The organism is Candidatus Protochlamydia phocaeensis (assembly GCF_001545115.1).
GTDB classification, from domain to species: domain Bacteria; phylum Chlamydiota; class Chlamydiia; order Chlamydiales; family Parachlamydiaceae; genus Protochlamydia_A; species Protochlamydia_A phocaeensis.
This window is the reverse complement of the sequence record NZ_FCNU01000011.1, coordinates 294,238-317,477: the sequence shown is the minus strand read 5'-3', so window position 1 is coordinate 317,477 and position 23,240 is coordinate 294,238. Positions and strand designations below refer to the sequence as shown.

Genomic DNA, 23,240 nt, shown 5'->3' with positions numbered 1-23,240 from the left:
ATTATCCTAGGCATTCAGGCCGGCAGCTTGGCATCTACGCAATTGTTCTCTCTGCCCCAAATAGTAAATCACGGTAAGAGCATTCAGGGTTCCGAGAAAGACCGTTCCCGTTGTGGCAATCAGATTGAAATGGCGCAAAGCAAAGATGCTGATCGTACCGGTTATCACTCCTGTTATGGCTTTAACGCTAAGATTTCTTATAGGAGAGCCCCCAAAAAGTTTAAACGCAAGTAAGTGAAAAATGGTACTTGCCGCGTTATTAACGGCAAAAACTTTGGCGGCCAAGATTGAATCGGCATTGAATAACTTACCATAGATATAGCCTCCCGCCGCCCCAAGTAAAGCGGTTCCAGGAATAGAAATAAGAGGGGAAATAGTTGTGTTAGATGACATATCAACCTTTTTTATAAAAAATTAAATGATGTGTTTATAATAAATAGGGTTTACAAAAATTTAATTAATAGTGGAATAGTTTGCAATAAAAATAAGCTAAAATAATGAACTTAAATTTCAGAATTAAAGTTTAGTATGTAGCTGTGAATTTTAAATTATAGTGAGAAAAGGGCATCAATCAGTTAGCGGATGGAGAATCTTCTTTTTGAGAAGAGGATGATCCTTCTAATTTAGAGGCTGGCATTTCGCTTTTGAAGCGTTCACGTGTTTCTTCAATAAAGTTTTGCAGCTTTTGTTTTTGCCTTTCTACTCTATCAAAGATTTCTTGAACTTGGCTCATGGCCTGGCGCAGATTTTCTTTTTCTGAATTGACCTCTATCCGCAGGTCTTCGACAGCTTGCAAGACTTGTTTTTTAAAAACATCTTGTTGGCGTTCATTTAAGCGGGTTTGGCGGTAATCATCCATATAACCCTGAAAGGCTTGTTGATTATTAATGGCAAGGCCTGCAGCGAGGGAAAAGACGAGCAGCAAAAGAGTAATTGAGAATCCGATCCAGCGTTTGACGACCAAAAGGATGGTTACCAGGAAAATGAGAACGGCGATGATAAATGCCATCATATGATCGGATTGAAGAAATTGTAAGAAAGAATGCATAAAGAACTACTCCAATTTAAACAACGGCGCTGCTTGTGTTGTGGTCAAACTCAGGTTATTAAACTCAGGTTGCAAAATCTGTTTAGGTTTAAAAGGCGTTAGTCTCTTTTTCTGTGGGTCATTATCGATTCGAGTTGAAATAGCCTCTAATTGCCCATTTTAGGCATTCTCGATTATCCATCCAACTTTTTGTTTAATTTTTTTTAGAGATTATTAGCTGTTTTATTCAATTAGGCCAAGCGCGAGGGAAGGCAGCGTTCGTTGAGATCAATAAAATCGCAAGGCTCTACAAATCCAAGTGCTTGACGGACATGGCTCATAATAAAAAAAGATCCGCATACAACCAACGCCTGTCCATGGGCAGCCGCTTCTTCTTTCGCTTTTACAGTTCCTTCCGCGATAGAGGGATGAATAGAAAGGCGACTGTTGTCGACTTTTAATGCTTGCAACTCGGCCTTCAGTTGATTGCAAGACACGCCTCTTCCATTGGGTGCTTCGACAAGATGAAAATGGTGAGCGTGAGAGTGTAAAATGTCGAGGCAGCGGCTTAAGTCTTTATTTTTAGATAATCCGAATAAGACACGAATGGGGCGGTTTGGAAAATGCTGATGCATCGCATCAAATAAATGGATGAGTCCGTCGGGATTGTGGGCAACATCTAAAATGATGGGATGAGGGCCGGGAACGCGTTCAAAACGGCAAGGCTGCTTGGCTTCCAATCCTTTTGCAATTGATTCGGAAGAGAGGGGAAAGTGAGAAGAAAGCTGCTGTAAGGATGCTCGTGCGATCAGTCGATTTTCTTCCTCAAAAAAAGAACTTCCTTCTTTTACAGCAATGCATGGGCTTTGCAATTGCTCGGCAATGAGTTGGATTTGGGAGTGGGGGACTCTAGGGCCTATCACAACGGGAGTGGATGGTTTAATGATCCCTGCCTTTTCTTTTGCGATCGATTCGATGCTTGGGCCTAGAATGTCGGTATGGTCTAAGCTGATAGAGGTGATGACTGAAAGAAGCGGGGAGACAATGTTGGTTGCATCTAAACGTCCGCCCAGCCCGGTTTCTAAAACCGCAAAATCAACTTTTTCGCGGGCAAAGTACAGCAAAGCCAAAAAAGTTGTCAGTTCAAAAAAAGTGGCAGGAATCTGCTCGGCTTCCGCTAGATTGAATAAATACGGGAGCAACTCTTCAATAGCTTCTTCGGGAATCATCTGTTTATTGATGCGGATCCTTTCTCGGAAGCAGGAGAGGTGGGGAGACGTATACAAGCCTACCCGATAGCCTGCATGCTCAAGCCCGGCGGCGATTTTTGTGACGACAGACCCTTTCCCATTCGTTCCCGCGACATGGATCGTATGAAAAGAGCGGTCGGGATAATTTAACAGCTTTTGAAGCTTGAAACAATTTTGTAATTCCAGTTTGGCGCCTCCAAAAAGGTTGATTTGGAAAAGGCGTTGAATGAGCTGCGAATAAGTCATAGGGATGAGTGGATCTGATTATTTTTAAAGTGATTGTGTAGGATAGAAAACGTCTCTTCATTCACCCATGAGCTTCCTAAGGGAAGAGCGGGCTTGATCTCTCCATGGAAATCGGATCCTCCGGTAATCAACCATCCTTTTCTAGCCCCGATTTTGATCCAACGCTTATGTTCGGATAAGGGGAAGCGCCCGTAATATCCTTCAATTCCATCAAAATTCATATCAAGAAGGTCACGCAAGACTTTCACATTGCCGATCAAATGAGGATGGGCGATGACGGCCAAGCCTTTGGCCTGGTGGATGACTGCCAGTGTTTCCTCTATGCTGAAAGATTCTCCGCCCTCATAACAAGGCTTTCCTTCTCCAATATGGTCTTGAAAAGCTTGCTGGATGGAAGAAACGTAGCCTTTTTTTAACATGGCTAAGGCAATATGGGGGCGTCCTATGCTCGAAGCCGGATACGGCAGCGCTTGCAAGTCTTCTTCGCTTAAAGGCATCCCTCGCAAAGAGAGGCGGTTGATAATGGCTTGATTGCGTTTAGAGCGCCTTTGAGCATGTCTGGCGCAGAATTCGTCAATCTGGCCGGAATGCAAAGGAAAGCTATAGGCTAAAATATGGATGCTGGTCTGCCGGTGAACGGCGGAGAATTCAACGCCGGAGATAAGGGGGAAATGACGCTCCTGCGCCAAAGGCATTGCCTCTTTATAAGCTGCGATGGTGTCGTGGTCCGTGATGGAAAGGCCCTGCAGCTGTTTTTCAATGGCTAATTCAATTAGCTTTTGCGGAGTATATGTTCCGTCAGAGCAAGTGCTATGGCAATGCAGATCGGCGCGAAAATCATTCATAAAGGATGGAAATCTCCCTGGTCATAAGGGATGTAGCGGATTTCACTTTCTAAGGAAATGCCCATTTGTTTTTTGACTTCCTGTTGGATGGAGTCGACGAGGGATAAGACATCTTGCGAAGAAGCGTTTCCTGTATTAATGACAAAATTGGCATGGATGGAAGAGACTTGTGCTCCTCCTTCGCTTTTGCCTTTGAGCCCGCTTTTTTCGATTAAAGCGCCGGCATGCCCGCAATCGGGATTGCGGAAGACACACCCTGCCGATTTGGCTTTATAGGGCTGGGTCTTCTTGCGATAGTGAATGATCTCTAACTGCTTTTCACGGGCGGAATCGGAAGCTGTTAAACGGAATGTTGCGCCGACAATGGCTCCCGTCCTTTGTTGGAAGGAAGAAAAGCGGTAGCGAAAGGTCAAATCCGATTTTTCCAAGCAAATCAACCGGCCTTCGGGAGTCACATAATCCACACTGACCAATGTTTCGCTAGTTTCCCGTCCATTCGCCCCTGCATTCATATAAACAGCCCCGCCCACGCTTCCCGGAATTCCTGAAGCGAATTCTAATCCGGACCAACCCTGGCGGGCTGTCTGAGAGCCTAATAAAGAAAAGCTATACCCTGCCCCTACATGCCAGCAGTCTTCCTCAGGCTTTTCTAAAAAATTAATGCGATTGGCAATCACCATGCCATTAAAGCCCCGGTCATCGAATAAGGTATTCGATCCTTTACCTAAAATAAAATAACGTATCTGATGGGCATGGCAATAAGCGAGGAGATCTTGCATTGCAGGAATGCCGTCCACTTCAATAAAATATTTGGCAGGCCCGCCTATACCAAAAGTTGTCAGATCCTTTAAAAGACGGCCTTGCTCTAATTGATCAAGGGTTATCAGAGGGGATGTCTTCATCCGGCTTTAATTGGTAAAGATTTTCTTTGGACAAATCAGCAATGGCTTGTTCGCTTTGAACAAGGGTTTGGCTTTGCCTTTCCAAATGGCAGGCATCGACAGGAGCGCCTAAGCTCGCTTGATAAAGATTGTCTAAGAGAGCATTGACAAAGGAGGCAGATTCTGGCGTACTAAACTTGCGTGATAAGCGGATGGCCTCTGCAATGGCGACTTTGGGTGGAATTCCAGAATCAAAAAAGAGTTCAAATACACCTAAACGTAGAATGTTTTTTGTGACAATTTGAATGCGGTCAAAGTCATAAGAAGTGGAAACAGAAGAAATCAATCGATCTATTTCGGATAGTTTTTCAATGATCTGATTGACTTTTTCTTGAGCTAGACGAACGTTTTTCTTTGAAACGGAGAGCTCTGCCATGATTAATTCAATCATTACATCCTCATGCGGATGGCCAATATCTTGGCTATAGAGAAGTTGAAAAACGATCTCGCGAAATTTTTGTTGTGATAATGCCATGATGTTTAGAAATAAAAGAGTTAATGTTAGACGGCTATCATAGCATAAAAGAGGGTTTCAGACTAGCGATCTTTCTCCTAAAAGGGTTTCTTAAAACTCATAGTAGCCTATATTTGGTTTCCTTTCCCTTTGAGAAAAACAAACTCAGGTTGCTAATAAATTATTGAATAAGCTCTAGCTAGCGGGTACATAAGCGACAAGCCTTTTGCTAGTTAGAGATGGAAATTTCGTACTTTTGTTCTAAGTCTTTATGCTGAATATAGATTCGTCTTAGGCGGGATTGCTCATCAAATTGAAGCATAAACTCCATCCATCCGCCATTAAAATGGTAAGAAAAAAGAGAGTTTTGCTTAAAACGCTCTTTGCGTAAAGCTGCCTGAAAAATGCTCTCCGCTTCTTCTCTTGGCATAAAACGCATCAACTTTGTCGGTCTCAAACAAGGGTTGGTCAGGCATTTAATAAATTCTTTAAAAGATAAGGCGTTTGAAATATTCAGGCCTAAATCTGCTGCGACATCTTCTGGCATGGAAACCGGATAGCGCAGGCGAATAAAAAAATGCTTTAAAGGTTGAGTTAATAATTTCATAAGTCTTCAAAATTAAAGATTAAAATAAGTCTATTGATGCTTCTAAAGAAGCTTTTTTGCGAGGCAGAGCTAAGTCGAATATGCCTGTCTTTAACATCATTTTAACCGCTGCTATTTGAAGCTGGTTCAGAGGTTGATAGTCCTAAATGATTCCAAATATGACTCTATTGGAGTCCAAAAAATAATCTTAAGGACGCGTATCACACTAGATAAAACTCAAGTGGTCAATACCTTCAGGGCTGAGTCTAAAGCCAAATTCAATAGTCTGAAGTACTGATTATGCTATTAATCTTAACAACATCTTTAAGTTGGATGCAACAGAAATTTGAAAATAAAATTATTTGTTGGCCTATTCGGTTTATAATGAGTTTTTTGAATAAAGCGGCGGTGATAAAATTTTTGATGGATGGTTTTTGAATGGTTAAATAGTGCTCTAGGAGTGTTTTTAGATAAATATTTACTTCTGCTTAAGGGGGGTGTCCGCGCTCCCAAATAAGTACGGTTTGCCGTTCAATTTGTTAGACGTGCAGAATGTTTAATATAACGGAAACTTTACATGCGTATGACTAAATTCAGCATGCAAATCATCCTGTTTTTCAGATCATGGGCGAAGAGGCTTTTTAAAATTTAGGCAGCCAAAGAGCGAAAAGGATTGATCTTGAAAATCCGGCGAGAGGACTTTTCGTTTGCCTTCTCAACCAAAAAAACTTGTTGAATCCCCAATCTATTTTTGTTATACCTCACCCCTTTTATCAATTGAGCCAACCAAAAATATGCTAGCTATTTTTTTAGATATTGAAGCGACAGGCTTGGATTCCTTTCATCACCGGGTATTGGAAATTGCTTTTAAGGTTGTGGATGTTCATTCTGGAGAAGAAAAACTCACCTATCAAAGCATCGTCAAGCAGCCTTTAGAAGTATGGGAAAGGAGAGATCCCGTCAGCATTCAAATCAATGGTTTTACCTGGGAAAAAGTGCTTCTTGGACAAGAAGAAAAGGCCGTGGGCAAGGAAATCGTCCAAATTTTTACGGACCTAAAGATTGAAAGGGGAAAGGCAGTTTACATTTGTCAAAATCCGGCTTTCGATAGAGGCTTTTTTTCTCAAATTGTGGACGTCTATACGCAAGAGCAGCATCATTGGCCCTACCATTGGCTCGATTTTGCCTCGATGTATTGGGCGTTGCAAGTCAAGCAGTTCTCGCAAATTCATGAATCTTTTCCTTCCGAAATTAATTTATCCAAAAATGCAATTGCTCAGCATTATCAGCTACCTATTGAAACAAGCCCTCATAGTGCTCTTAATGGTGTGAATCACTTGATTCTATGCTATCGGACAGTGGTGGGATTTGGATTGGCCACAGCAAATAAATAATCCGAGTAAAAGCCTTAGCGGTTTTAAACCACCCTTTAACTATTTTTTGATCAAGCCGCTAGCGCTTTTTGCAACAATAGCAAGCTTGGTGAAAGGCGTCGGTTGAGCCAACGGTGATGACAGATGCTCCATTCCATTGGAGATAGGCTGGAGGCGTAAGTCAAAATAGCCTCTTCTTCTATTGCGCCTTCCCGATGGCCTGGATAACAGGTGATGCTAATCGCTCCGCCCGGCCTCAATAAATGCTGGGCATGCGTAAGGCTTTGCAAGGTAGTCGAGGTCTGTGTTGTCAATTCTTTATTGCTGCCTGGCAGATAACCGAGATTATAAACGATCAGCTTGACGCTTTCAGCTGAAAGATTAAAAGGAAAATGAGAATGGCAGCCTACTTCTAAGCGCAGCCGCTTTAACTGCTCCGGACTCAATGTGTGGCTCAGGTACTCCTTTGCTTGCTCGATAGCTGCCGATTGGCAATCAATAGCGAAAACATTTCCCCCATCGGAAGATAAGGCTAGCTGGCATAACTTTAAAGTGTCACGTCCTTTTCCACAGGTAGCATCAATCGCAGAGTCTCCTGGCCTAAGCAACTGATCCCAATAGTGATGGGCAAGATCTAAATGAGATTGAAATAAAGAATAATGGGAACGCATAACGGTTAGAATAAAATGAAGCTTGATTTAATTTCGAGATAAGAATTTATTTTAATTTTTATGTGTTTATCATTTAGTAAGAGATTGTTGTCGAATTGCTAAGAGTCTGTCCACGCGCTCAACTATGGGTTTTAATACATCCTCTAAGAAAAGGAGGAGGGGGCTGATGCCCGCATGGGCCGATTGACCTATTCCACTTTAATGCTTGTCATTGCCAAGAATAGAAGGCTTTGAGTGTTGGCTAATGGGATTAGAATCGAGTGATGGGTAGGCGGCTGTAAAAGAAGGCTTCTTCATAGGTGTTTATTCTCTATTGTCTGCAAAAGGATTTATCAATCCGCTCTAACTTTCCAGGCAAATGAAGAAAATTAGGTTAAGGAGGAATTTGTGAAGGTCAAAGATGTCATAGTGGTAGGGGCGGGAATTGCGGGATGCGCGGTTGCTTTGGCTTTAGCTAAGCGAGGGGTTCCTGTTACGCTTATGACATCCAGTTTTGATCAACGGTCTTATCATGCTCCTTTTATTCAGCATGAGTTATTGGAAGAAAGAGTGCGGAAATTGCAAGAAGGGGGGCAAGATCAAATGGGTTGTGCACATGCTAGCGCTCAGCTAGCCATGCTGGCCCGCCGCAGTATAGATGAATTATTGGAATCCCATTACTTAGTGGATCGCAATGGCAGTATTGACATTCACCGATGTCTGCAAGAGCAGCTTAGGCAATTTACCAATGTCGAATGGATTGCTAATCATAGTTTAATAGAACTGCTGACTTTGCACAAGCATTCAAAGAAAATCGGCGATATTTATAAGCGTCCGACTTGTTTAGGAGTGGCCATCTATCATCATGAAGTTCAAAAAGTCGAAAGAATCCTTGCGAAAGAAGTCATTTTGGCGACAGGTGGAGCGTCCTCTCTTTTTCCCTATTCGACCCATCCCAGCATGGTAAGAGGCGAAGGGATGGCGATCGCTTCGCAAGCGGGAGCGCGCTTGCTGAATATGGAACAGATTCAATTTCATCCGATCGGCCTTTTTGAAAAAGACAAACCGTGTTTCCCTTTGCCTCTTGAGTTATTGGAAGAAGGGGGAAAGCTGCATGCGGTCCACACTCTCCCGCCCGAAGATATTCAATTGCATCGCGAGCTGTCCTATCAAATTTACGAAATTTTATTGAAAAATGGCGTTGAACATCTCTGGCTTGATTTAACAATGCTAGATGCTGCCAAGTTAAAGGAAAAATTTCCGTCTATTGACGCGTATTGTTTAAGCCGCGGCTTTAATATTGCAAAAGATCCTCTGCCTGTTGTGCCGGTTGCCCGCTATACGGGAGGGGGGATCGCAACCGAGCGAACTGGGCAAAGCAGTCTGCAGCGCTTGCGTGCTTTAGGAGAAGTGGCTTGTACTGGCCTTTTCTATCCCTTCCGCGATGAGTCAATCAACGTGTTGGAAAGCTTGACCTGGGCGCTTACTTGCGCAGAAGATATTGCCAAGCATCTCTCTAAATTCATCTACTATTTTCCGGAAATTAAAGAGACAGCTTATGCGATAGAAGGCGGGGCTGGAATTATTGAAGAAGATTGGCGTCTTTTGCGGCAAATTATGTGGCATTATGTGGGCATTAAACGCGATAAACAGCGCCTTAAACGAGGATGTGCTATGCTTGAGCAGCTATTGGCTGCCAATGCAGCTAGCGAACAGCCCTTTTCCATCGATCAAATTCATTTATCGAACGCAATTCAATCCGCTTTACTGATTGCGCGTGCTGCGCGCCAAGCGCAGGCAGAAGTCAGCGCAGACGTTCTGTTAAATGATCCTCATTTCTATCAAATCAGTACGCATTAAAAATGATTTAACTTTTGCGTATTTGCTAGAGCGTTCCCTAAACCTGGGTTAATAGCCTATATTTGAGATGCTTTTCTTCCTATGGAAAAGAACTCGAATCTCGGTCATAAGCGGTTTTAATAGGGCCTCTGACGGGCTGTAAAGGGGGCTCTGTTTTACTCGGTTCGAAGCTCGCGATAAAATGCACATCATGCGGATAGCCCAGTAAACGGCTGAAAAGATCGCTAAAATCATGTTTAACGCGCTCTAAGAAAAGCGGCTGCTCGGATTCGGGGATAAAAGGCAGCTCTGCTGTCACTTGTAAGAAGTGCTTGCGTATACTAATGGTGAATGGGACTTGCTGATGAGGAAAGTGCTCTTTCCAATAAAGTTTTAAGTATTGATCGATTAAAGACTCGTCAATTGCTATAGAGCGGCTTCCTATGCGAATATCTGCATAGCGCCGCTTGGTGTTTAAAAGCGTATAAATGACAATCGAAAGCCCAATTAAGGCAAAGCCTAGCCCAAATAGAGAGAGCATCACTGTATTTTCTGAAATAAATAAAATGACTGCTTTTTGTAAAAAGCGGGACCAAGGCAGGGCGATGCCAAACGCCCCAATAATGAAAAAAAAAGTACCCAAGATAAAGTTGATAGACAAATAGAGAAAACGAGCGAATTTAAAACTCATCCGAGTACTCCTCTCCTAGATTGGATCCCATAAGGGGAGGAGGGCCTTGAGTGGGATTCTGTTGAAGCTTGTCAGCTTGCTCTGGGGAAATCACATTCTTAAATACAACATGCACAGAAGAGACATGCAGTCCTGTCAGCTTAGTGATTTCCTCTGCAATTTTTGTCTGAATTTCTTCCGCTTTATCGGGAATGGTAATTCCATAATGAATATTCACTTCTACCTTGATATTGACGGACTGATTTTTATCGTCTTGCTCGGCGTAAATCCCCTTGACTCCCTCAGCGCTTCGCCCTAAAAGATGATCGATAAAATTACCTTCAACTAGGCTGATTCCTTCGATTTGAGATAGGCACTGTAAAACAATGGATTGAAAGACTTTATTTTCAATATCGCGAATAAAAACAGTTTCGGGAATTTCAAACTCTTTCGTATCGACTTTTTTTTTATCAACTTTTAATTTAGGATCTGCCATAACCAATTCTCCTCGTGCAGAGTTGACAGCTGTTTGTAGATACATTACCATGAATGTTTTAATCTGACTAGTTCTTTATCACTTGAATTGGCTGATTGGGCTGGTCATAGGCTACCTCTTAACCTTTAACGAAAAGGAACCCGCATGCCTCCTGAAGCTAATCACACTCATATGCTTTTCAGTTTTATTATTCTATTTATCATCGCCAGCTTGACTGCTTATTATGCGGACCGAAAAGGAAGAAGCTTCACAGTTTGGTTTATTTTAGGCGTCCTATTAGGAATTTTTGCTCCTCTCATCCTCTTCTTCCTCCCTTCTATTTCAGAAACGGATAAAGACACTGGAGAGCCTACTATGACTATTTTGCATCCCTCTGCCGATTTGCAGAATTTGCCAAAAACTCCCCCTCCTCCTTTCGAACAAAGCGAAGTCGCGGAAAAACTTTGGTATTATTTGGATAAAGATCATCAGCAAATGGGGCCTGTCAGCCTAATTGCCTTGCGGGACTTGTGGAATACAGGCTTGCTGGAATTAAATAGCTATGTTTGGAGCGAAGGAATGGGACAATGGCAGAAAGTAGATGATTTGCCAGCATTAAAGACTGCTTTAAATAAAGAATAATTGTTTAGACAAGAATAGACATGAGAAAGGGGAGGAAATAGCCTAGCCCTTTCTTTATGGGCAACGCGTGACTTGTGGGAATGTAAATAGATATTTTTAATCAATAAAAATAAAAAAGGATGATACAAAAAGCATCATCCAATAATGATCGATAATCGCCGAGATAAAACGCGAGGATTACCAGCTAGATTTTGTTACACCAGGAATCATACCCATGGAAGCAAGCTCTCTGAAAGTTAAACGGGAGAGTTTGAACTTGCGTAAAAATCCACGAGGACGGCCTGTAAGCTGGCAACGATTTCTTAAGCGGGTAGGAGAAGAATCTCTAGGCATTTTATTGAGGGCAATACGAGCTTGCTCTCTTTCTTCTTCGGAGAGATTCATGTTATAAACTTTATTGCGCAGCTCTTGTCTTTTTTCCCACTTGATTTGAACAAGTTTTTCGCGGCGCTTTTGCTTTTCAATAGATGACTTCTTCGCCATGTTTTTTTCCTTATTTTTTACGAGCTGGACCTTTCTGGCGCTGCTTGCGGTTAGGATCTTTTTTATTGATCACATACAGACGTCCACGGCGGCGAACAAGAATATCGCCTTTAGAAGGATCAGCTTTGATCGATGCTTTAACTTTCATGAGATTTCCTAATAGTGTTAATCAGTAAATGTTATAAAGTAAGCATTAGTTATAATGCAAGACGCAATTTTCTTCAATCTTTTTCTCCAATAATTTGATGGCCTATAACAGAGGTCAATGGGAAGAGAAGGAAGAGGCGTGAAGGGCGAAGCGATCTGAATCCCTAACATCTGCTTTGATTGTTTTATATAATGAGGACTTCAGGAATTGCCTGTCCTAAAACCGCTAATGCCTAGATTCAAGTGCTTTTCCTATAAACTGTTTTCCAGGGAAAAATCTTGAATCTAGGCATTAGCAATTTTAAGACATCCTCATAAAGTCTGTCAATGCGTGCATTTAAAAGATTTCCTGCTTGCAATTTTTAAGTAAACCGATTATTCTTTTAGCCAAAACTAACTAGTTGCTTTTGAATAGCCATTTCAAATGGCTGAAGTTAAAACGATAAATTTAAGGAATTAGCCGTGAAGCGTACCTATCAACCAAGTAAGCGTCGCCGTGCTTCTGAGCATGGATTTTTGAAAAGAATGAGCACAGCAAATGGGCGCAAAATTATCAACAGACGTCGTAGACACGGGCGCAAGCAATTAACACGCGTGTAACCCATCCATTCCCTAAGTCCGTGCGTTTGCGTACTCGTCGCGAGTACCAACGCATGGCCCATGGGATCAAACGTTATATTGGCCAATGGATTATTGTTGACATCCGTCCCAATAGGAAAACTTATTCCCAATTAGGAATAACGGTTACTCGTCGTTTTGGCAAAGCCCATGCCCGTAATCGATTCAAGAGACTGGTGCGGGAGGCTTTTCGCCTTAGTCATCAGCAGTATTTCCATCCTTATGCTTTAGTTGTGAAGCCGCGCACGCTTGCGCATCAAGCTGGCATGTCCGATATTCACTCCGAGTTGCGGCATTTTGTCCAGCAAGCCGATTCACATTTCATGCAGGCGAGTGGTTAGTATTCCCCGCTTGCCAATAAAAGTTCATTCTGACACCCTTCTTTCCTTTTCGGCTATCTAATCAACCTTTGCAAGCTATTTTGATATGGAAAAAGAACTCTCTTCGTTAAATCCCGAGCAAAAACATGCAGTCAAACTTGTTGATGGGCGCGTCTTAATTTTGGCGGGCGCCGGGAGCGGTAAGACGCGTGTGCTAACCTTGCGAATGGCTTACTTGATGAATTGTTTGGGTGTTTCTCCGAAATCCATCTTGGGGCTGACCTTTACGAATAAGGCTGCGGCAGAGATGCGCCATCGGTTGGCGACTTTTGTCGATGGGCAGGCGGCAAAGCAAGTGACCTTATGTACTTTTCATAGTTTTTGTATGCAAGTTCTGCGGCAAGATATCAGCCGCTTAGGATATACGTCCAAATTTAGCTTATATGACGAGCAGGACGTCCAGCGCTTGGTCAATATGATTGTGCGCGATATTCTGCAGCATGAAGGGGAGCTGCCATCCCTTGCCTCAACTCTTGCCGCTATTAGGCAAGCGAGAAATAAAGGATTGAAGGCTGAAGAGATAAACGGAACGGAATCGGCCTGGCATGATTCTTTTGCCCAAGAAGTCTACAGACGCCTACAAGCAAGCATGCGCGCCTACAATGCAGTCGATTTCGACCATTTGCTCGGTTTGACAGTCGATTTATTCGAACGCTTTCCCGATGTACTTGAGCGTTATCAAGAGCGTTTCCGTTTCATCATGATAGATGAATATCAGGACACCAATCCTATTCAATATCGCTTGGCCTCTCTATTGGCCTCCAAGTATCATAATTTATGTGTGGTAGGAGATGATGATCAGTCAATTTATGGTTGGCGGGGAGCGGATGTTAAAAATATTTTGGCCTTTGACAAGGCAACCGTTATTAAATTGGAGCAGAATTATCGCTCGACAAATGTAATCCTTAGGGCGGCTAATGCAGTTATTGGCAACAATCAGCAGCGCCATCAAAAGGTTTTATGGAGTCAGAAGGGAGAGGGCGAGCCAATTGAGGTATTTCATGCCCCCACCGAGCTGGACGAGGCGCAAGCAGTGATCAAAAGAATTGTTAAGGCTAAAGAAACCTTGGGCTTGTGCTGGCGCGATATTGCTATTCTTTACCGTTCCAATGCCCTTTCCCGTCAATTTGAGCTCGCTTTGATGAAGCATGCTTGGAAGATGGGGGATCGCTGGGTGCAAGGCATCCCTTACGAGGTCTTTGGAGGAGTGGAATTTTATGAAAGAAAGGAGGTCAAAGATCTGTGTGCTTATTTAAGGGTCATTGTCAATCCGCTCGATCAGGAGGCTCTTCTGCGCATTATCAACCAGCCAAGAAGAGGAATCGGCGAAGAGAGTTTGGATGCCTTAACCGCTTATAACCGCCAAGTCCAACAGCCTTTATGGGAGGTGCTAAGGGCCGTGGCGGAGCGCAGTCCTCAGGTGTCTTCTCTCGTTACCAATAGTAAAGCTTTAAAGGGAATTGAAGACTTCTTGAAAATAATAGAAGCGGCTAAGCAGCGTTTTGAACAAGAGCCTCTTGCCGATACGTTAAAGTGGTTGATTCAGGAGACGGATTATCAGCGCGCGATTAAGGAAGAGGTGAAAAGTCAGCAGATGCGGGACTTTAAGTGGGAAAACGTCCAGGAATTTGTTTCTGCTTTGGCTGAATTTGAAGAGCAGGCAAACGCACATCCTGAGCAGGAAAGATCTTTAGTGGCGTTTCTGGCCAATATGACTTTGGACAATCAAATGGCGCAAGCCAATAAAAGCCGGCAGCAAGACGATCGCTTGAACTTGTTGACTTTTCATAGTGCTAAAGGATTGGAGTTTCCCGTCTGCTTTTTAGTTGGGATGGAAGATCACATTATCCCTCACGAGAAAAGCTTGAAAGAGACAGGAATTGAAGAGGAGAGACGTTTAATGTATGTGGCCATTACACGGGCTAAGCAGCATTTGACCATCAGTATGGCCCAACAACGCAAGCGCATGGGAAAGGACATGGCAAGCCGTCCGTCCCGCTTTTTATTTGAAATTCCAAAAGAGCTGCTCCGCATCACAGATTGGCGGGTTGCGTAGAGACTGTCCTAAAGCCGGCAATGAGATAGGGATGAGGGCGGTTAATACGGTTTATGCTATCGAAGTGAATTCACCTGCGAATTTTCGAATTCACTTCGATATTTCCTAAATGTATTCTATCGGGCATTTCAATTAACGATAGTAGCCGCCGCTAGAAGAATTGAGGCTTTGCATCAATTGTCTTGCGTAAACGTCGGGTCCTCCAGCTTGATAGTTGACAGTAGAAAGGCGCTGTCCGCCGGCATTGATGATGACGAGTGTTGGGAATGCTTCTATCTTATAGCGCTCAACCAGGTGATAGTAAGGAGAGGACATCACCGCTTCTTCTGCATAATCGGGGAATTCGGCTTTTAAGAATATGAAGCGATTGCCGACAGCCTGGGCGAACTCAGGCCTGGTCAAGACTTCACGCTCAAGCTTCATGCAAGCAGGGCACCAAGTCGTTCCTGTAAATAAGATCACAATAGGCTTTGATGTAGCTTGTGATTGAGAAACGGCGTCTTGATAGTTTTTTAGCCAATTAATTTGACTATTTCCGTAAACGTTAGAGTTTGCAGGTTGAGCATACCCCGGCTGAGCGTACCCTTGTTGCCCATAGCCCGGCTGGGCATAAGGCTGAGCTAACAGGGAGGTCGCTATTAATAAAAAAGAACTGCCCAATAAGGAAGCGGCTATTTTTTTCATAAATCATTCCTTTCTTGAATTTATGCTTGCTGAACATTAAACTATTGTAACTGAGTTTAAAGTCTTTCATTTATTAAAGTAAGGTAATAACTGCAAAAAATGCAATCTTTTCCTCCCACAGTCGTGATCCGCCATCGACTTGAAAATTTGAAAAAATGCAGCTTGAGAGGCTTGGAATCGCGACCGGACTTTCTTTTTTTGACTTATCCCTATCAAAGCCTGCCGGATTTAACAGGCTATATTTTATTGGCTGTCGATGCGCCTCCGCTCTCGGCTGAGGAGAATAGGCATGGCCTGCTCGTTTTAGATGCAACTTGGCGCTATGCAGAAAAAATGCTGAAGCCCTTTAGCAATTACCCCGGTCTTTTATACCGCAGTTTGCCTTCCTCGTATCGGACCGCTTATCCTCGCAGACAGCTGGATTGCCCGGATCCTGAGCGCGGACTTGCGTCTGTCGAGGCTATTTATTTGAGCTATCTTTTATTAGGCAGAAATGTTGAAGGTTTATTAGATAATTATTATTGGAAAGAACAATTCCTTAAAATAAACCAACTCAATAATTGACTTTTAAGAGAGAAGATTCTAAAATTGTATAAAAATATTTAAAATTTATCAATTAAACCAAACATTGGAAAAAACCCTATAATGTTAACCGCTTTAAGTGCCCAGCTTGAGTATCTTGAAAATTTTTTATGGACCTTTTTGGGAGTTCCAATTGTGATTTTATTGGGGCTTTATTTGTCTATCAAATCAGGTTTTTTTCAAATCCGCCACCTTCCGACAGTTTTTAAAACTTTTTTTGGATTTCTACGAGTGCGCAATACAGACGGGGAACAGGGCGTTCATCCTTTGAAGGCTTTTTTTGCTGCTGTGGGCGGATGTGTAGGAATCGGAAACATTGTCGGTATTTGCACAGCTGTGCAATTAGGCGGGCCCGGCGCTCTTTTTTGGATTTGGATGACCGCCTTAGCCGGTATGATTTTAAAGTATTCTGAGGTTTATCTGGGGCTTCGCTATAGGGTAGCAAATGGAAACGGGGGGTATAATGGCGGTCCCATGTATTTCTTGCAGCATGTTTTTAAGCAGGGATGGGTTCCCAAGTTAGTATGCCTTTTACTTTGCATTTATGGAGTAGAGGTTTATCAATTTAGCGTCATTTCAACGAGTATCACTAGCAATTTGGGGATTAATTCTTATCTTGTCATCGGAAGTTTGCTTGTCTTGGTTATTTTCGCCGGAAGTGGCGGTGTTCGTCGTGTCGGAAGTATTTCAAGTGCGAGCTTGCCTATTTTTGTTTTCGTTTATGTTGGGATGGGAATGTGGGTATTGTTAAATAATCTTTCCGCTCTTCCCTCTGTTGTTCACCTTATTTTTACATCGGCCTTTACGGGACATGCCGCAGTTGGGGGCTTTGTCGGGGCAGGCTTAATGAGTACAATTTCTCATGGCATTCGCCGAGGATGCTATACAGGCGATGTGGGAGTGGGATATGCATCGGTTATTCATAGCGAAACGAGCGTACAGGTTCCGGAGAAACAAGCTGCTTTGGCAATTTTTGATATTTTTCTAGATACATTTATTGTCTGTACAACAAGTTTATTCCTCATTTTGACGACAGGAATTTGGCAGGAGCCGATTGAAGCGGGTTTATTAGTGCAAGGAGCATTGGGCGATTATTTTCCTTATATGCATATCTTCATGCCTGTTTTCTTGTTTATGCTTGGATACAACACAATTAATGCGTATTTCTGTGTTGGTTTAAAATGTGCGGAGCATCTTTCTCCTCGTTTTGGCCGGACCCTTTATTATGTTTATGCCATTTTGGCCTTATTGATCTTCTCTTTTATGGGAACAGGCCAAGCGCAAACCGTTATGGCCATTGCGGGGGTTTCTCTTCTCATTATCAATGGATGCGGAATTTTTATGTTAAGACATGAAATTTCGTTTAATTTGTCTTCTGAAGAAAGCCAAGTCAAGCAAGACCCTCTTCTATCTAACGTCTCCTTAGAGCCTGTTAAATAACTTATAATCGCTTGCCTTTGAGATGATTTTCTCTCCGGGAGCCGACGCCGTGATAGCGGGCAATATTCACGCAATATTGCCTGCTATATTCTGTCGGCTCCCGGGAAAAAAACTCCAAACGCGGATTATTAGAGTAGACTTAAGACGATAGCCCCCACATGCATGGCGGCTATTTTTTTTTCAGGGTGTTCACTCAGCGTTTTTAATTTTCCAGGCAAGATTTTCGTGCAGCCGAAAGTTAGAGGAAATCTCTTTTATCTTTAGATCATTTCAAATGTAGTTAGAAATAGTTCTCGCATTCTAGCTGTCTTTATTCCGGATTATTTCCTTCTAGTAGAAGAGACGTTGAATCCAGTCCTTATGAATTCGGCCCGTCTTTTATTCAAACTGATCTTGCGGTTTGACTTTTGACGTGAGCAATCTGGCAATATAATGCCGATTGGCATAAATATAGTCGCAGCCTGAAAAGAAGGTATAAATAGCTGTAAAAGTGACAATCAGCGTACTGATCTGATGAAGAGCCGCTAAAGACAGGTAGCCCAAAGAATAAGGAATCAGGAGCAAAATGACAAAAAAGGCAGAGATGGCTTGAATGACGGCTTTCAGCTTGCCGCTAGGACGAGCCGCTAAAGCAAAACCTTTTAAAGCACAGATAGTTCTTAGCGTGCTAATAACAGAGTCGCGATAAAGAATGATAAAAACCAACAACATGGGTAATTTAATGGGCGGCAACGTAAAAGTTAAGAAAACGGAAATGCGATAAATGCTATCGGCCATGGGATCTAAGATTTTGCCCAAATCGGTGACTTGATTATATTTTCGCGCCAAGTAGCCATCGCAGGCATCGGACAGTTCTGATACGCCGAGTAGAAAAAGGAGAACATAAGGAAGCGTGACTAAGCTAATATCAAAAGTTTCGTATTCTAAATACACTAATAGGAAAATAGGACTGATGAAAATACGAAAAAATGTTAGATAGTTAGGAATGCTCAAGCAAAACCTTCCTTTGTGAGATTCAAGTCTACAATAACACGTTTGGTTGCCAAATCAAGTTATAGGCAAGCGAATTCATTTGCCATAGTTTTTTCAATATGCTCAAAGAGCTTAGAATAATTTGTTTATTAATTCAAGTCGTTAACTTACAGAAAGAAGATAAATTCTAGATTTTATTAAAGAGAGGCTTTCCACGCATTGATTTTTGACAAAAAATAGATTATAAAAAATTAGAAAATTGTAAAAATGAGAGGCAAGCATGGATAAATACAAAGACTCTTTAGAGAATGGTCAAAAAACGGCTCTCAATCGAATGCCCTCCTTTTCCGAACAAGCATCTTCCTTATCAATAAGGGTGGGAGGGGAGAAGGCCCACAATCCGACCATGCAAAACCTTCTCAAAGCTTTATTTCCTCATCAAGCCATTTCCTATTCTTCTCCTGACTTTAACCAATTAGATATTTATATGTTTGTGCATGAGTATCGGGCAGAAGAGCCCTCGCATGCTCGCGATTATGTCAAAAAAGCTCAACGCCTACTAAGCGAAAATCAGTTGAAGGAGCACGCTCGCGTTTTAATTCTTCTCTACGAAAATGTAAAGGTGGCTTTTCCAGAGCGTAAATTGCGCAACGAGAAAGCGATTTCCGCTATCGATACGGAAGATATTTTAGAAGAATGCGCAAAAGCCTATAAAGAGCGGATTCGCGTGCTTTATGAGTTTGGCCTCTATGATTTAAAGGATACGTTATTTCAATTGAAAAAGGCTCAATCCATTTATGTGGATATGTCGAGTTAGCTGCTCTTTTTTATAAAAATAAAAGTTATGCGAAGAAGAGGCGATTTTTCAAGCTCTTTGCACTCTTTGTCGTCTTAATTTGGCTGTTATGAGCAGCCTTTGTTTGTTACTCCAAACACAGGGTAAAAGAATAGGGACAGAAAAGAGGGCCTATGCCCGGAAGGATGATTAGATTATCTTCCGGGCATTGCTTGAATGAATAACAGTGTTTAAATCGTTCCGGATTTAAGTTTTCTATAAATATTCAAGTAAAGATCTGCTGAATGATTCCAGCTATAGTCTATTTTCATGCCATTAAGCATGATGTTCCGCCATTTTTCCGGATCGTCGAACCAACATTGAATAGCGCGATCTAGAGCGGAATCTATTCCGGTTGCATCGGGATAATCAAAAACATAGCCATTTGTTTCTTCAAAAGGCTTGCCCGAGTAATCAACGTCAACAATGGTATCGGCTAATCCGCCTGTTTTCCTGACAATGGGGACCGTACCGTATTTTAAAGCGATCATTTGCGTTAGCCCGCATGGCTCGAAAATGGAGGGAACAATAAACATGTCGCAGCCTGCATAAATCATGTGGGCAAGCTCTTCTTGATGATGCAAAGTTAAATGAATGTGAGGATGATCTGTATATTGATGCTTAAGGCGATGAAATTCGGCGCTAATGCTTGGAATGGGGCTGCTTCCTAAAAGGACAAATTGTCCTTTCTTGTCCACAATATGCCGCATGGTATGTTTAATTAAATCAATGCCTTTTTGGGGAACCAAACGCGTGATGCAACCGACAATAGGACGGTGTTCCTCAGCTAATAAGAGTTTCTCTCTCAATAACTTTTTGATAAATCCTTTTTTATCAAGCGTGTTGCGATCTTTTTTGTTAGCCGGCAGTTCGCGTGGTGAGTAATGGGCCGGAAGAAAACGATCAATTTCGGGATTCCAATAAGAATAGTCAATTCCGTTTAAAATGCCGGAGAATTTATTCTGATAATGCAAGAGCGTGGATTCTAAACCTCTTCCCCCTTCAGGGCTAAGAACTTCTTTAGCATAATTGGGAGATACTGTTGTAATGTAATCGGAATAAACAATGCCGCCTTTGAGAAGATTGATGAGATTGGGATAAAGATTGTCCTGCATGCGGGTCGGTTGCTGATAAAAGGTGCCATCTAAGCCGATCAGATCGAGATCTTTTGCCGCACATTTGCCTTGGTATTCCATATTGTGGATTGTTAGGATCGTCTTGGGCTTAGTGAAGCCTAACGCATTGTACATATTAGCGTAAAGGGGAGCGATCACGGCCGTCTGCCAGTCATGTATATGAATAATATCGGGATTGACGGGCTTTTTGTACATAAATTCAATGGCGGCGCGAGAGAAATAAAGAAAACGCTCAATATCATCATCACAGCCATAAAAGCAGCCGCGATTGAAAAAAAAGCGGGGATGATGGGGCTCGATAAAGTAAACCTTTAAGTTTTCAACCCAACCCATCCAAACAGTATTAGAATACCATTCCCCTTGATAAAACGACATGAGGTCCTTGTAATCAACCGTTAGATCGCGGATCAGTTCGCTATCCATGCAATCATATTTTGGAATGATAATATCAACATCATGGGTTTTCCAGGATAATTCCCGACAAAGGCCTAAAACCACGTCGGCAAGGCCGCCTACTTTGGCTAAAGGGGCTAATTCTGACGCTATATGAACAATATGCATAGTGTGGCTCCGCTACTCGTTTCTCGAAAAGCTACCATACAAAATATTGGATTCAGAGGAAAAGAAAAAAATTACAGAAGTCGTAGAGAGGCATTAAAACTGCTAATGACCTAAATTCAATTTTTTTCCGCTATCTCAGCGCCTGTTATACCGCTTATAATCGCTCGCTTTCGAGAGCGTTTTTCTCTAGTGCTCTTGCTCCGGGAAAAAGAACGCGAATCTGGGTCATTAGCGATTTTAATATTTCAGGTTTTCTTATAGAGAAAATAACCGCTTTAAGAAAGCCTCTTAAGAGGGTGTGATGAGATCATTGCAGATGATCAGCACAATCTGAAGAGAGCGCGTAGAGACTTATACATAAGCAGTTACGAGTGAAGTGTTCGCTATTATCTCTTTCTTGTTGCAAAAAAATCAGCGTCGCGTTAAGATTTTGACTTTGCTAACGCGAACGGTCCATAAAATAATGGGGTGTAGCCAAGCGGTAAGGCAGCGGTTTTTGGTACCGCCATGCGGAGGTTCGAATCCTTCCACCCCAATTTGTCACCTTGATCGACAACTCTCTTTTGCTAGCCTCAAACATTGTCTTTCCTTATCATTATCTATTAGCAATTAAATTGCTTTTTTTTACTGAGAGTAAGGATAAGCGGTTTTTTCTTTTTAAAGAAAAGGTTGCATAGCGGAGAGTGTGAGCGAGGTATTATAAAAACTTCTGCAGGCGGAATAAAGCGGCTTTTCAGAAGTTAGAAAGATGTACTTCTCGCTGGCGATGGTTCTCTCATGGAGAGCTTAATTGCCAGCAGCATGCCGAGAGAAGGGAGCGTGGTTCATAAAACCCGCTTAAAATGATAGGAATGACATTCATTCTCATAAATGGCCAGACATTAATTAAGTTTTAGCCATTTTTTTCCCTCTTTTCATCATGCCTTAGAGGCTGTCCATCTATCTTATAGAATAAAGTGTCAATCATTCCCTTTGCGGCCGTCAGAATTGAACGGGGAGGCTGTAGAGGTTAAGGGCAGCGCTTTGCGATGGACTTGAACGAGTAAACCATCAGGCCGTAAAGCAGACCATTAGATAAAAAATTTGTTTAACTTTATCCTTTTTGGGGGATTCATGAAACTGCAAACAGTAGCGAGAAAAGCAAACAGCAAGAGTGAAGTGAATAAGCTTCGCCGTGAAGGGTATATTCCAGCTGTCCTTTATACAAAGGGAAAAGAGGGAGAGACCTTAGCTGTTAAGAGTGCGGAATTTGGGGCTTATTTACGTCAAGTGAAGTCAGGCCATTTGCCAACAACTAAATTCACTTTAGTCGATGATAAAGGCCATGAGCGCCAAGTTATCATTAAAGATATTCAGTATAACGTGACTTCTTATGCTGTTACTCACTTGGACTTTGAAGAATTAGTAGAAGATCACAAGATCAATGTAAAAGTTCCTATCGAATGCATAGGCGCTGTAGACTGCGTAGGGATTAAGCTGGGCGGTGTGCTCCGTCAAGTCATTCGCCATGTGCGCGTGCGCTGCTTGCCAAAGGATATGCCTTCTTTTTTTGAATTAGACATTAAAGAATTGGGATTGAAGCAATCTAAGAGATTGTCTGATATTCAAATCCCAGAAACGGTGCGCCCTTTAGTCGATTTGCATGAAGTGGTTGCCGTTATTGTAAAACGCTAAAACCCTGTTTAAAGTGTGACTCAGTCTAAGCCGCTTTCATTTGTTTTTGTTGGATTGGGAAATCCAGGCTCTGAATATGAGATGACGCGCCATAATATGGGATATCTCGTTGTTCAGGCTTTGGCTAACCGGATGGGATGGCACTTTAAAGAAGATAAGTATTTTAACGCGTTAATTGCAAAAGGAGTGATCGGAGATGCCTCTGTTCACTTATTTCTGCCCTTGACGTATATGAATCTGAGCGGAACGGCGATTAAGCGTTATTTAAATTTTTTTAAATTGCCGCTTAGCCATTTGGTTATTGTGACTGACGACATTGCCCTCTCTTTTGGAAGACTTCGATTAAAGACAATGGGGAGTGCTGGCGGCCATAATGGTCTAAAAAGCGTTGAAACTCATTTAGGGACCTCTCATTACATCCGCTTGCGGATGGGGATTGGCCATCCGGGTGAGAAACAGCTTGCCGGCTATGTATTAGATCGTTTCAGCCCAGATGAATTAAACCATTTAACGACGTTTGTTGATCGCGGGGTAGACGTTTTATTGCGCTTGCTGAAAGAAAACGTCTCTCAGGTCATGAACGCGGTCAACACAGCTCCTCGCAAGGCCAGTCCTGTAAGCTTGCCGAAGCAGGAGCCAATAGATTTAACAAAACCCCCTTTGCAGGGTTAGGA

General features: G+C 42.4%; 26 protein-coding genes and 1 tRNA gene. 12 read left to right on the top strand and 15 right to left on the bottom strand.

Translation table 11 applies throughout. The annotated features are described in order from the left end of the window. Positions 1-6: 6 nt before the first annotated feature. The 7 genes from BN3769_RS05095 to BN3769_RS05065 form a co-directional block, all read right to left on the bottom strand. Positions 7-393: a hypothetical protein gene (locus tag BN3769_RS05095; RefSeq protein WP_068468224.1), complete on the bottom strand. Its 387-nt coding sequence runs from the start codon at positions 391-393 to the stop codon at positions 7-9. Positions 394-571: 178 nt separating this feature from the next. Continuing rightward, entirely contained in the window at positions 572-1,048 is a 477-nt protein-coding gene (locus BN3769_RS05090) for an FxsA family protein (protein WP_068468223.1), read from the bottom strand. Between the two features lie 230 nt (positions 1,049-1,278). Then, the gene (locus BN3769_RS05085) at positions 1,279-2,523 is read right to left on the bottom strand and encodes a bifunctional folylpolyglutamate synthase/dihydrofolate synthase (RefSeq protein ID WP_068468221.1); all 1,245 of its coding nucleotides are present in this window, start codon (positions 2,521-2,523) and stop codon (positions 1,279-1,281) included. After that, positions 2,520-3,368, bottom strand: a complete 849-nt coding sequence (locus tag BN3769_RS05080; protein WP_068468220.1) for a PHP domain-containing protein — start codon at positions 3,366-3,368, stop codon at positions 2,520-2,522. Before BN3769_RS05080 ends, BN3769_RS05085 begins: the two co-directional genes overlap by 4 nt. Further along, entirely contained in the window at positions 3,365-4,270 is a 906-nt protein-coding gene (gene murB / locus BN3769_RS05075; protein ID WP_068468218.1) for a UDP-N-acetylmuramate dehydrogenase, read from the bottom strand. Before murB ends, BN3769_RS05080 begins: the two co-directional genes overlap by 4 nt. Continuing rightward, a complete protein-coding gene (nusB, locus tag BN3769_RS05070) occupies positions 4,242-4,784 on the bottom strand; it encodes a transcription antitermination factor NusB (protein WP_068468216.1) in 543 nt (180 codons plus the stop codon). Before nusB ends, murB begins: the two co-directional genes overlap by 29 nt. A 208-nt stretch (positions 4,785-4,992) precedes the next feature. Then, the gene (locus BN3769_RS05065; protein ID WP_068468214.1) at positions 4,993-5,370 is read right to left on the bottom strand and encodes a hypothetical protein; all 378 of its coding nucleotides are present in this window, start codon (positions 5,368-5,370) and stop codon (positions 4,993-4,995) included. 773 nt (positions 5,371-6,143) lie between these two features. On the opposite strand from BN3769_RS05065, the gene BN3769_RS05060 reads away from it, so the two are divergent. Further along, positions 6,144-6,743, top strand: coding sequence for a 3'-5' exonuclease (locus tag BN3769_RS05060; RefSeq protein WP_068468368.1), 600 nt, complete (start codon positions 6,144-6,146; stop codon positions 6,741-6,743). A gap of 50 nt (positions 6,744-6,793) precedes the next feature. On the opposite strand, the gene mnmM is transcribed toward BN3769_RS05060, so the two are convergent. Next, the gene (mnmM, locus tag BN3769_RS05055; RefSeq protein ID WP_068468212.1) at positions 6,794-7,393 is read right to left on the bottom strand and encodes a tRNA 5-(aminomethyl)-2-thiouridylate-methyltransferase MnmM; all 600 of its coding nucleotides are present in this window, start codon (positions 7,391-7,393) and stop codon (positions 6,794-6,796) included. 387 nt (positions 7,394-7,780) lie between these two features. Here mnmM and BN3769_RS05050 point away from each other — a divergent pair, with 387 nt between their 5' ends. Beyond that, on the top strand, positions 7,781-9,232 hold the full coding sequence (locus tag BN3769_RS05050; protein ID WP_068468210.1) for an FAD-dependent oxidoreductase: 1,452 nt from the start codon (positions 7,781-7,783) through the stop codon (positions 9,230-9,232). A 79-nt stretch (positions 9,233-9,311) separates the two neighbouring features. Here BN3769_RS05050 and BN3769_RS05045 read toward each other — a convergent pair whose 3' ends face one another. After that, positions 9,312-9,902 carry a hypothetical protein gene (locus BN3769_RS05045; RefSeq protein WP_068468208.1) on the bottom strand — a complete coding sequence of 197 codons (591 nt, stop codon included), beginning with the start codon at positions 9,900-9,902 and terminating at the stop codon, positions 9,312-9,314. Further along, positions 9,892-10,377, bottom strand: a complete 486-nt coding sequence (locus BN3769_RS05040) for an Asp23/Gls24 family envelope stress response protein (protein WP_068468206.1) — start codon at positions 10,375-10,377, stop codon at positions 9,892-9,894. The genes BN3769_RS05045 and BN3769_RS05040 overlap by 11 nt, the downstream gene beginning before the upstream one ends. A gap of 144 nt (positions 10,378-10,521) precedes the next feature. Between BN3769_RS05040 and BN3769_RS05035 the strand changes: the two genes are divergently transcribed. Then, on the top strand, positions 10,522-10,998 hold the full coding sequence (locus tag BN3769_RS05035; protein ID WP_068468204.1) for a DUF4339 domain-containing protein: 477 nt from the start codon (positions 10,522-10,524) through the stop codon (positions 10,996-10,998). 177 nt (positions 10,999-11,175) lie between these two features. On the opposite strand, the gene rpsN is transcribed toward BN3769_RS05035, so the two are convergent. Beyond that, entirely contained in the window at positions 11,176-11,481 is a 306-nt protein-coding gene (gene rpsN / locus BN3769_RS05030) for a 30S ribosomal protein S14 (protein ID WP_068468201.1), read from the bottom strand. A gap of 10 nt (positions 11,482-11,491) precedes the next feature. Next, positions 11,492-11,629 (bottom strand): 50S ribosomal protein L36, encoded by a 138-nt coding sequence (gene rpmJ, locus BN3769_RS05025; protein ID WP_068468199.1) that lies wholly within the window; start codon positions 11,627-11,629, stop codon positions 11,492-11,494. Positions 11,630-12,090: 461 nt separating this feature from the next. Here rpmJ and rpmH point away from each other — a divergent pair, with 461 nt between their 5' ends. From rpmH to BN3769_RS05015, 3 genes are all read left to right on the top strand, one after another. Next, complete coding sequence (gene rpmH / locus BN3769_RS14380) at positions 12,091-12,228, top strand: 50S ribosomal protein L34 (RefSeq protein ID WP_079989413.1); 138 nt, start codon at positions 12,091-12,093, stop codon at positions 12,226-12,228. 20 nt (positions 12,229-12,248) lie between these two features. Further along, entirely contained in the window at positions 12,249-12,587 is a 339-nt protein-coding gene (gene rnpA, locus BN3769_RS14375) for a ribonuclease P protein component (RefSeq protein ID WP_255354180.1), read from the top strand. Between the two features lie 85 nt (positions 12,588-12,672). After that, entirely contained in the window at positions 12,673-14,682 is a 2,010-nt protein-coding gene (locus BN3769_RS05015) for an ATP-dependent helicase (protein WP_068468197.1), read from the top strand. A 132-nt stretch (positions 14,683-14,814) separates the two neighbouring features. On the opposite strand, the gene BN3769_RS05010 is transcribed toward BN3769_RS05015, so the two are convergent. Then, positions 14,815-15,366, bottom strand: a complete 552-nt coding sequence (locus BN3769_RS05010) for a thioredoxin family protein (RefSeq protein WP_068468194.1) — start codon at positions 15,364-15,366, stop codon at positions 14,815-14,817. 99 nt (positions 15,367-15,465) lie between these two features. Between BN3769_RS05010 and BN3769_RS05005 the strand changes: the two genes are divergently transcribed. Both BN3769_RS05005 and BN3769_RS05000 read left to right on the top strand, forming a co-directional pair. After that, on the top strand, positions 15,466-15,930 hold the full coding sequence (locus tag BN3769_RS05005; RefSeq protein ID WP_068468192.1) for a hypothetical protein: 465 nt from the start codon (positions 15,466-15,468) through the stop codon (positions 15,928-15,930). Between the two features lie 81 nt (positions 15,931-16,011). Next, complete coding sequence (locus tag BN3769_RS05000; RefSeq protein ID WP_068468190.1) at positions 16,012-17,388, top strand: amino acid carrier protein; 1,377 nt, start codon at positions 16,012-16,014, stop codon at positions 17,386-17,388. Between the two features lie 378 nt (positions 17,389-17,766). Here BN3769_RS05000 and pgsA read toward each other — a convergent pair whose 3' ends face one another. Continuing rightward, entirely contained in the window at positions 17,767-18,381 is a 615-nt protein-coding gene (pgsA, locus tag BN3769_RS04995) for a CDP-diacylglycerol--glycerol-3-phosphate 3-phosphatidyltransferase (RefSeq protein ID WP_068468188.1), read from the bottom strand. Positions 18,382-18,640: 259 nt separating this feature from the next. Between pgsA and BN3769_RS04990 the strand changes: the two genes are divergently transcribed. Continuing rightward, positions 18,641-19,177 (top strand): hypothetical protein, encoded by a 537-nt coding sequence (locus BN3769_RS04990; RefSeq protein ID WP_068468187.1) that lies wholly within the window; start codon positions 18,641-18,643, stop codon positions 19,175-19,177. 209 nt (positions 19,178-19,386) lie between these two features. Here the strand turns inward: BN3769_RS04990 and glgA are convergent, their stop codons facing one another. Further along, complete coding sequence (gene glgA, locus BN3769_RS04985) at positions 19,387-20,892, bottom strand: glycogen synthase GlgA (protein WP_068468185.1); 1,506 nt, start codon at positions 20,890-20,892, stop codon at positions 19,387-19,389. 464 nt (positions 20,893-21,356) lie between these two features. Between glgA and BN3769_RS04980 the strand changes: the two genes are divergently transcribed. The 3 genes from BN3769_RS04980 to pth all read left to right on the top strand — a co-directional run bounded on the left by BN3769_RS04980 (position 21,357) and on the right by pth (position 23,238). Continuing rightward, positions 21,357-21,428, top strand: a tRNA-Gln gene (locus BN3769_RS04980). A 577-nt stretch (positions 21,429-22,005) separates the two neighbouring features. Further along, complete coding sequence (locus tag BN3769_RS04975) at positions 22,006-22,566, top strand: 50S ribosomal protein L25/general stress protein Ctc (protein ID WP_068468183.1); 561 nt, start codon at positions 22,006-22,008, stop codon at positions 22,564-22,566. Between the two features lie 15 nt (positions 22,567-22,581). Continuing rightward, positions 22,582-23,238 carry an aminoacyl-tRNA hydrolase gene (gene pth, locus BN3769_RS04970; protein ID WP_228840620.1) on the top strand — a complete coding sequence of 219 codons (657 nt, stop codon included), beginning with the start codon at positions 22,582-22,584 and terminating at the stop codon, positions 23,236-23,238. Positions 23,239-23,240: the final 2 nt, after the last annotated feature.

Bases quoted from the DNA above. Each gene is read 5' to 3' on its own strand.
- BN3769_RS05095 (WP_068468224.1), bottom strand. From the start codon at position 393: ATGTCATCTAACACAACTATTTCCCCTCTTATTTCTATTCCTGGAACC.
- BN3769_RS05090 (WP_068468223.1), bottom strand. From the start codon at position 1,048: ATGCATTCTTTCTTACAATTTCTTCAATCCGATCATATGATGGCATTT.
- BN3769_RS05085 (WP_068468221.1), bottom strand. From the start codon at position 2,523: ATGACTTATTCGCAGCTCATTCAACGCCTTTTCCAAATCAACCTTTTT.
- BN3769_RS05080 (WP_068468220.1), bottom strand. From the start codon at position 3,368: ATGAATGATTTTCGCGCCGATCTGCATTGCCATAGCACTTGCTCTGAC.
- murB (WP_068468218.1), bottom strand. From the start codon at position 4,270: ATGAAGACATCCCCTCTGATAACCCTTGATCAATTAGAGCAAGGCCGT.
- nusB (WP_068468216.1), bottom strand. From the start codon at position 4,784: ATGGCATTATCACAACAAAAATTTCGCGAGATCGTTTTTCAACTTCTC.
- BN3769_RS05065 (WP_068468214.1), bottom strand. From the start codon at position 5,370: ATGAAATTATTAACTCAACCTTTAAAGCATTTTTTTATTCGCCTGCGC.
- BN3769_RS05060 (WP_068468368.1), top strand. From the start codon at position 6,144: ATGCTAGCTATTTTTTTAGATATTGAAGCGACAGGCTTGGATTCCTTT.
- mnmM (WP_068468212.1), bottom strand. From the start codon at position 7,393: ATGCGTTCCCATTATTCTTTATTTCAATCTCATTTAGATCTTGCCCAT.
- BN3769_RS05045 (WP_068468208.1), bottom strand. From the start codon at position 9,902: ATGAGTTTTAAATTCGCTCGTTTTCTCTATTTGTCTATCAACTTTATC.
- BN3769_RS05040 (WP_068468206.1), bottom strand. From the start codon at position 10,377: ATGGCAGATCCTAAATTAAAAGTTGATAAAAAAAAAGTCGATACGAAA.
- BN3769_RS05035 (WP_068468204.1), top strand. From the start codon at position 10,522: ATGCCTCCTGAAGCTAATCACACTCATATGCTTTTCAGTTTTATTATT.
- rpsN (WP_068468201.1), bottom strand. From the start codon at position 11,481: ATGGCGAAGAAGTCATCTATTGAAAAGCAAAAGCGCCGCGAAAAACTT.
- rpmJ (WP_068468199.1), bottom strand. From the start codon at position 11,629: ATGAAAGTTAAAGCATCGATCAAAGCTGATCCTTCTAAAGGCGATATT.
- BN3769_RS05015 (WP_068468197.1), top strand. From the start codon at position 12,673: ATGGAAAAAGAACTCTCTTCGTTAAATCCCGAGCAAAAACATGCAGTC.
- BN3769_RS05010 (WP_068468194.1), bottom strand. From the start codon at position 15,366: ATGAAAAAAATAGCCGCTTCCTTATTGGGCAGTTCTTTTTTATTAATA.
- BN3769_RS05005 (WP_068468192.1), top strand. From the start codon at position 15,466: ATGCAATCTTTTCCTCCCACAGTCGTGATCCGCCATCGACTTGAAAAT.
- BN3769_RS05000 (WP_068468190.1), top strand. From the start codon at position 16,012: ATGTTAACCGCTTTAAGTGCCCAGCTTGAGTATCTTGAAAATTTTTTA.
- BN3769_RS04990 (WP_068468187.1), top strand. From the start codon at position 18,641: ATGGATAAATACAAAGACTCTTTAGAGAATGGTCAAAAAACGGCTCTC.
- glgA (WP_068468185.1), bottom strand. From the start codon at position 20,892: ATGCATATTGTTCATATAGCGTCAGAATTAGCCCCTTTAGCCAAAGTA.
- BN3769_RS04975 (WP_068468183.1), top strand. From the start codon at position 22,006: ATGAAACTGCAAACAGTAGCGAGAAAAGCAAACAGCAAGAGTGAAGTG.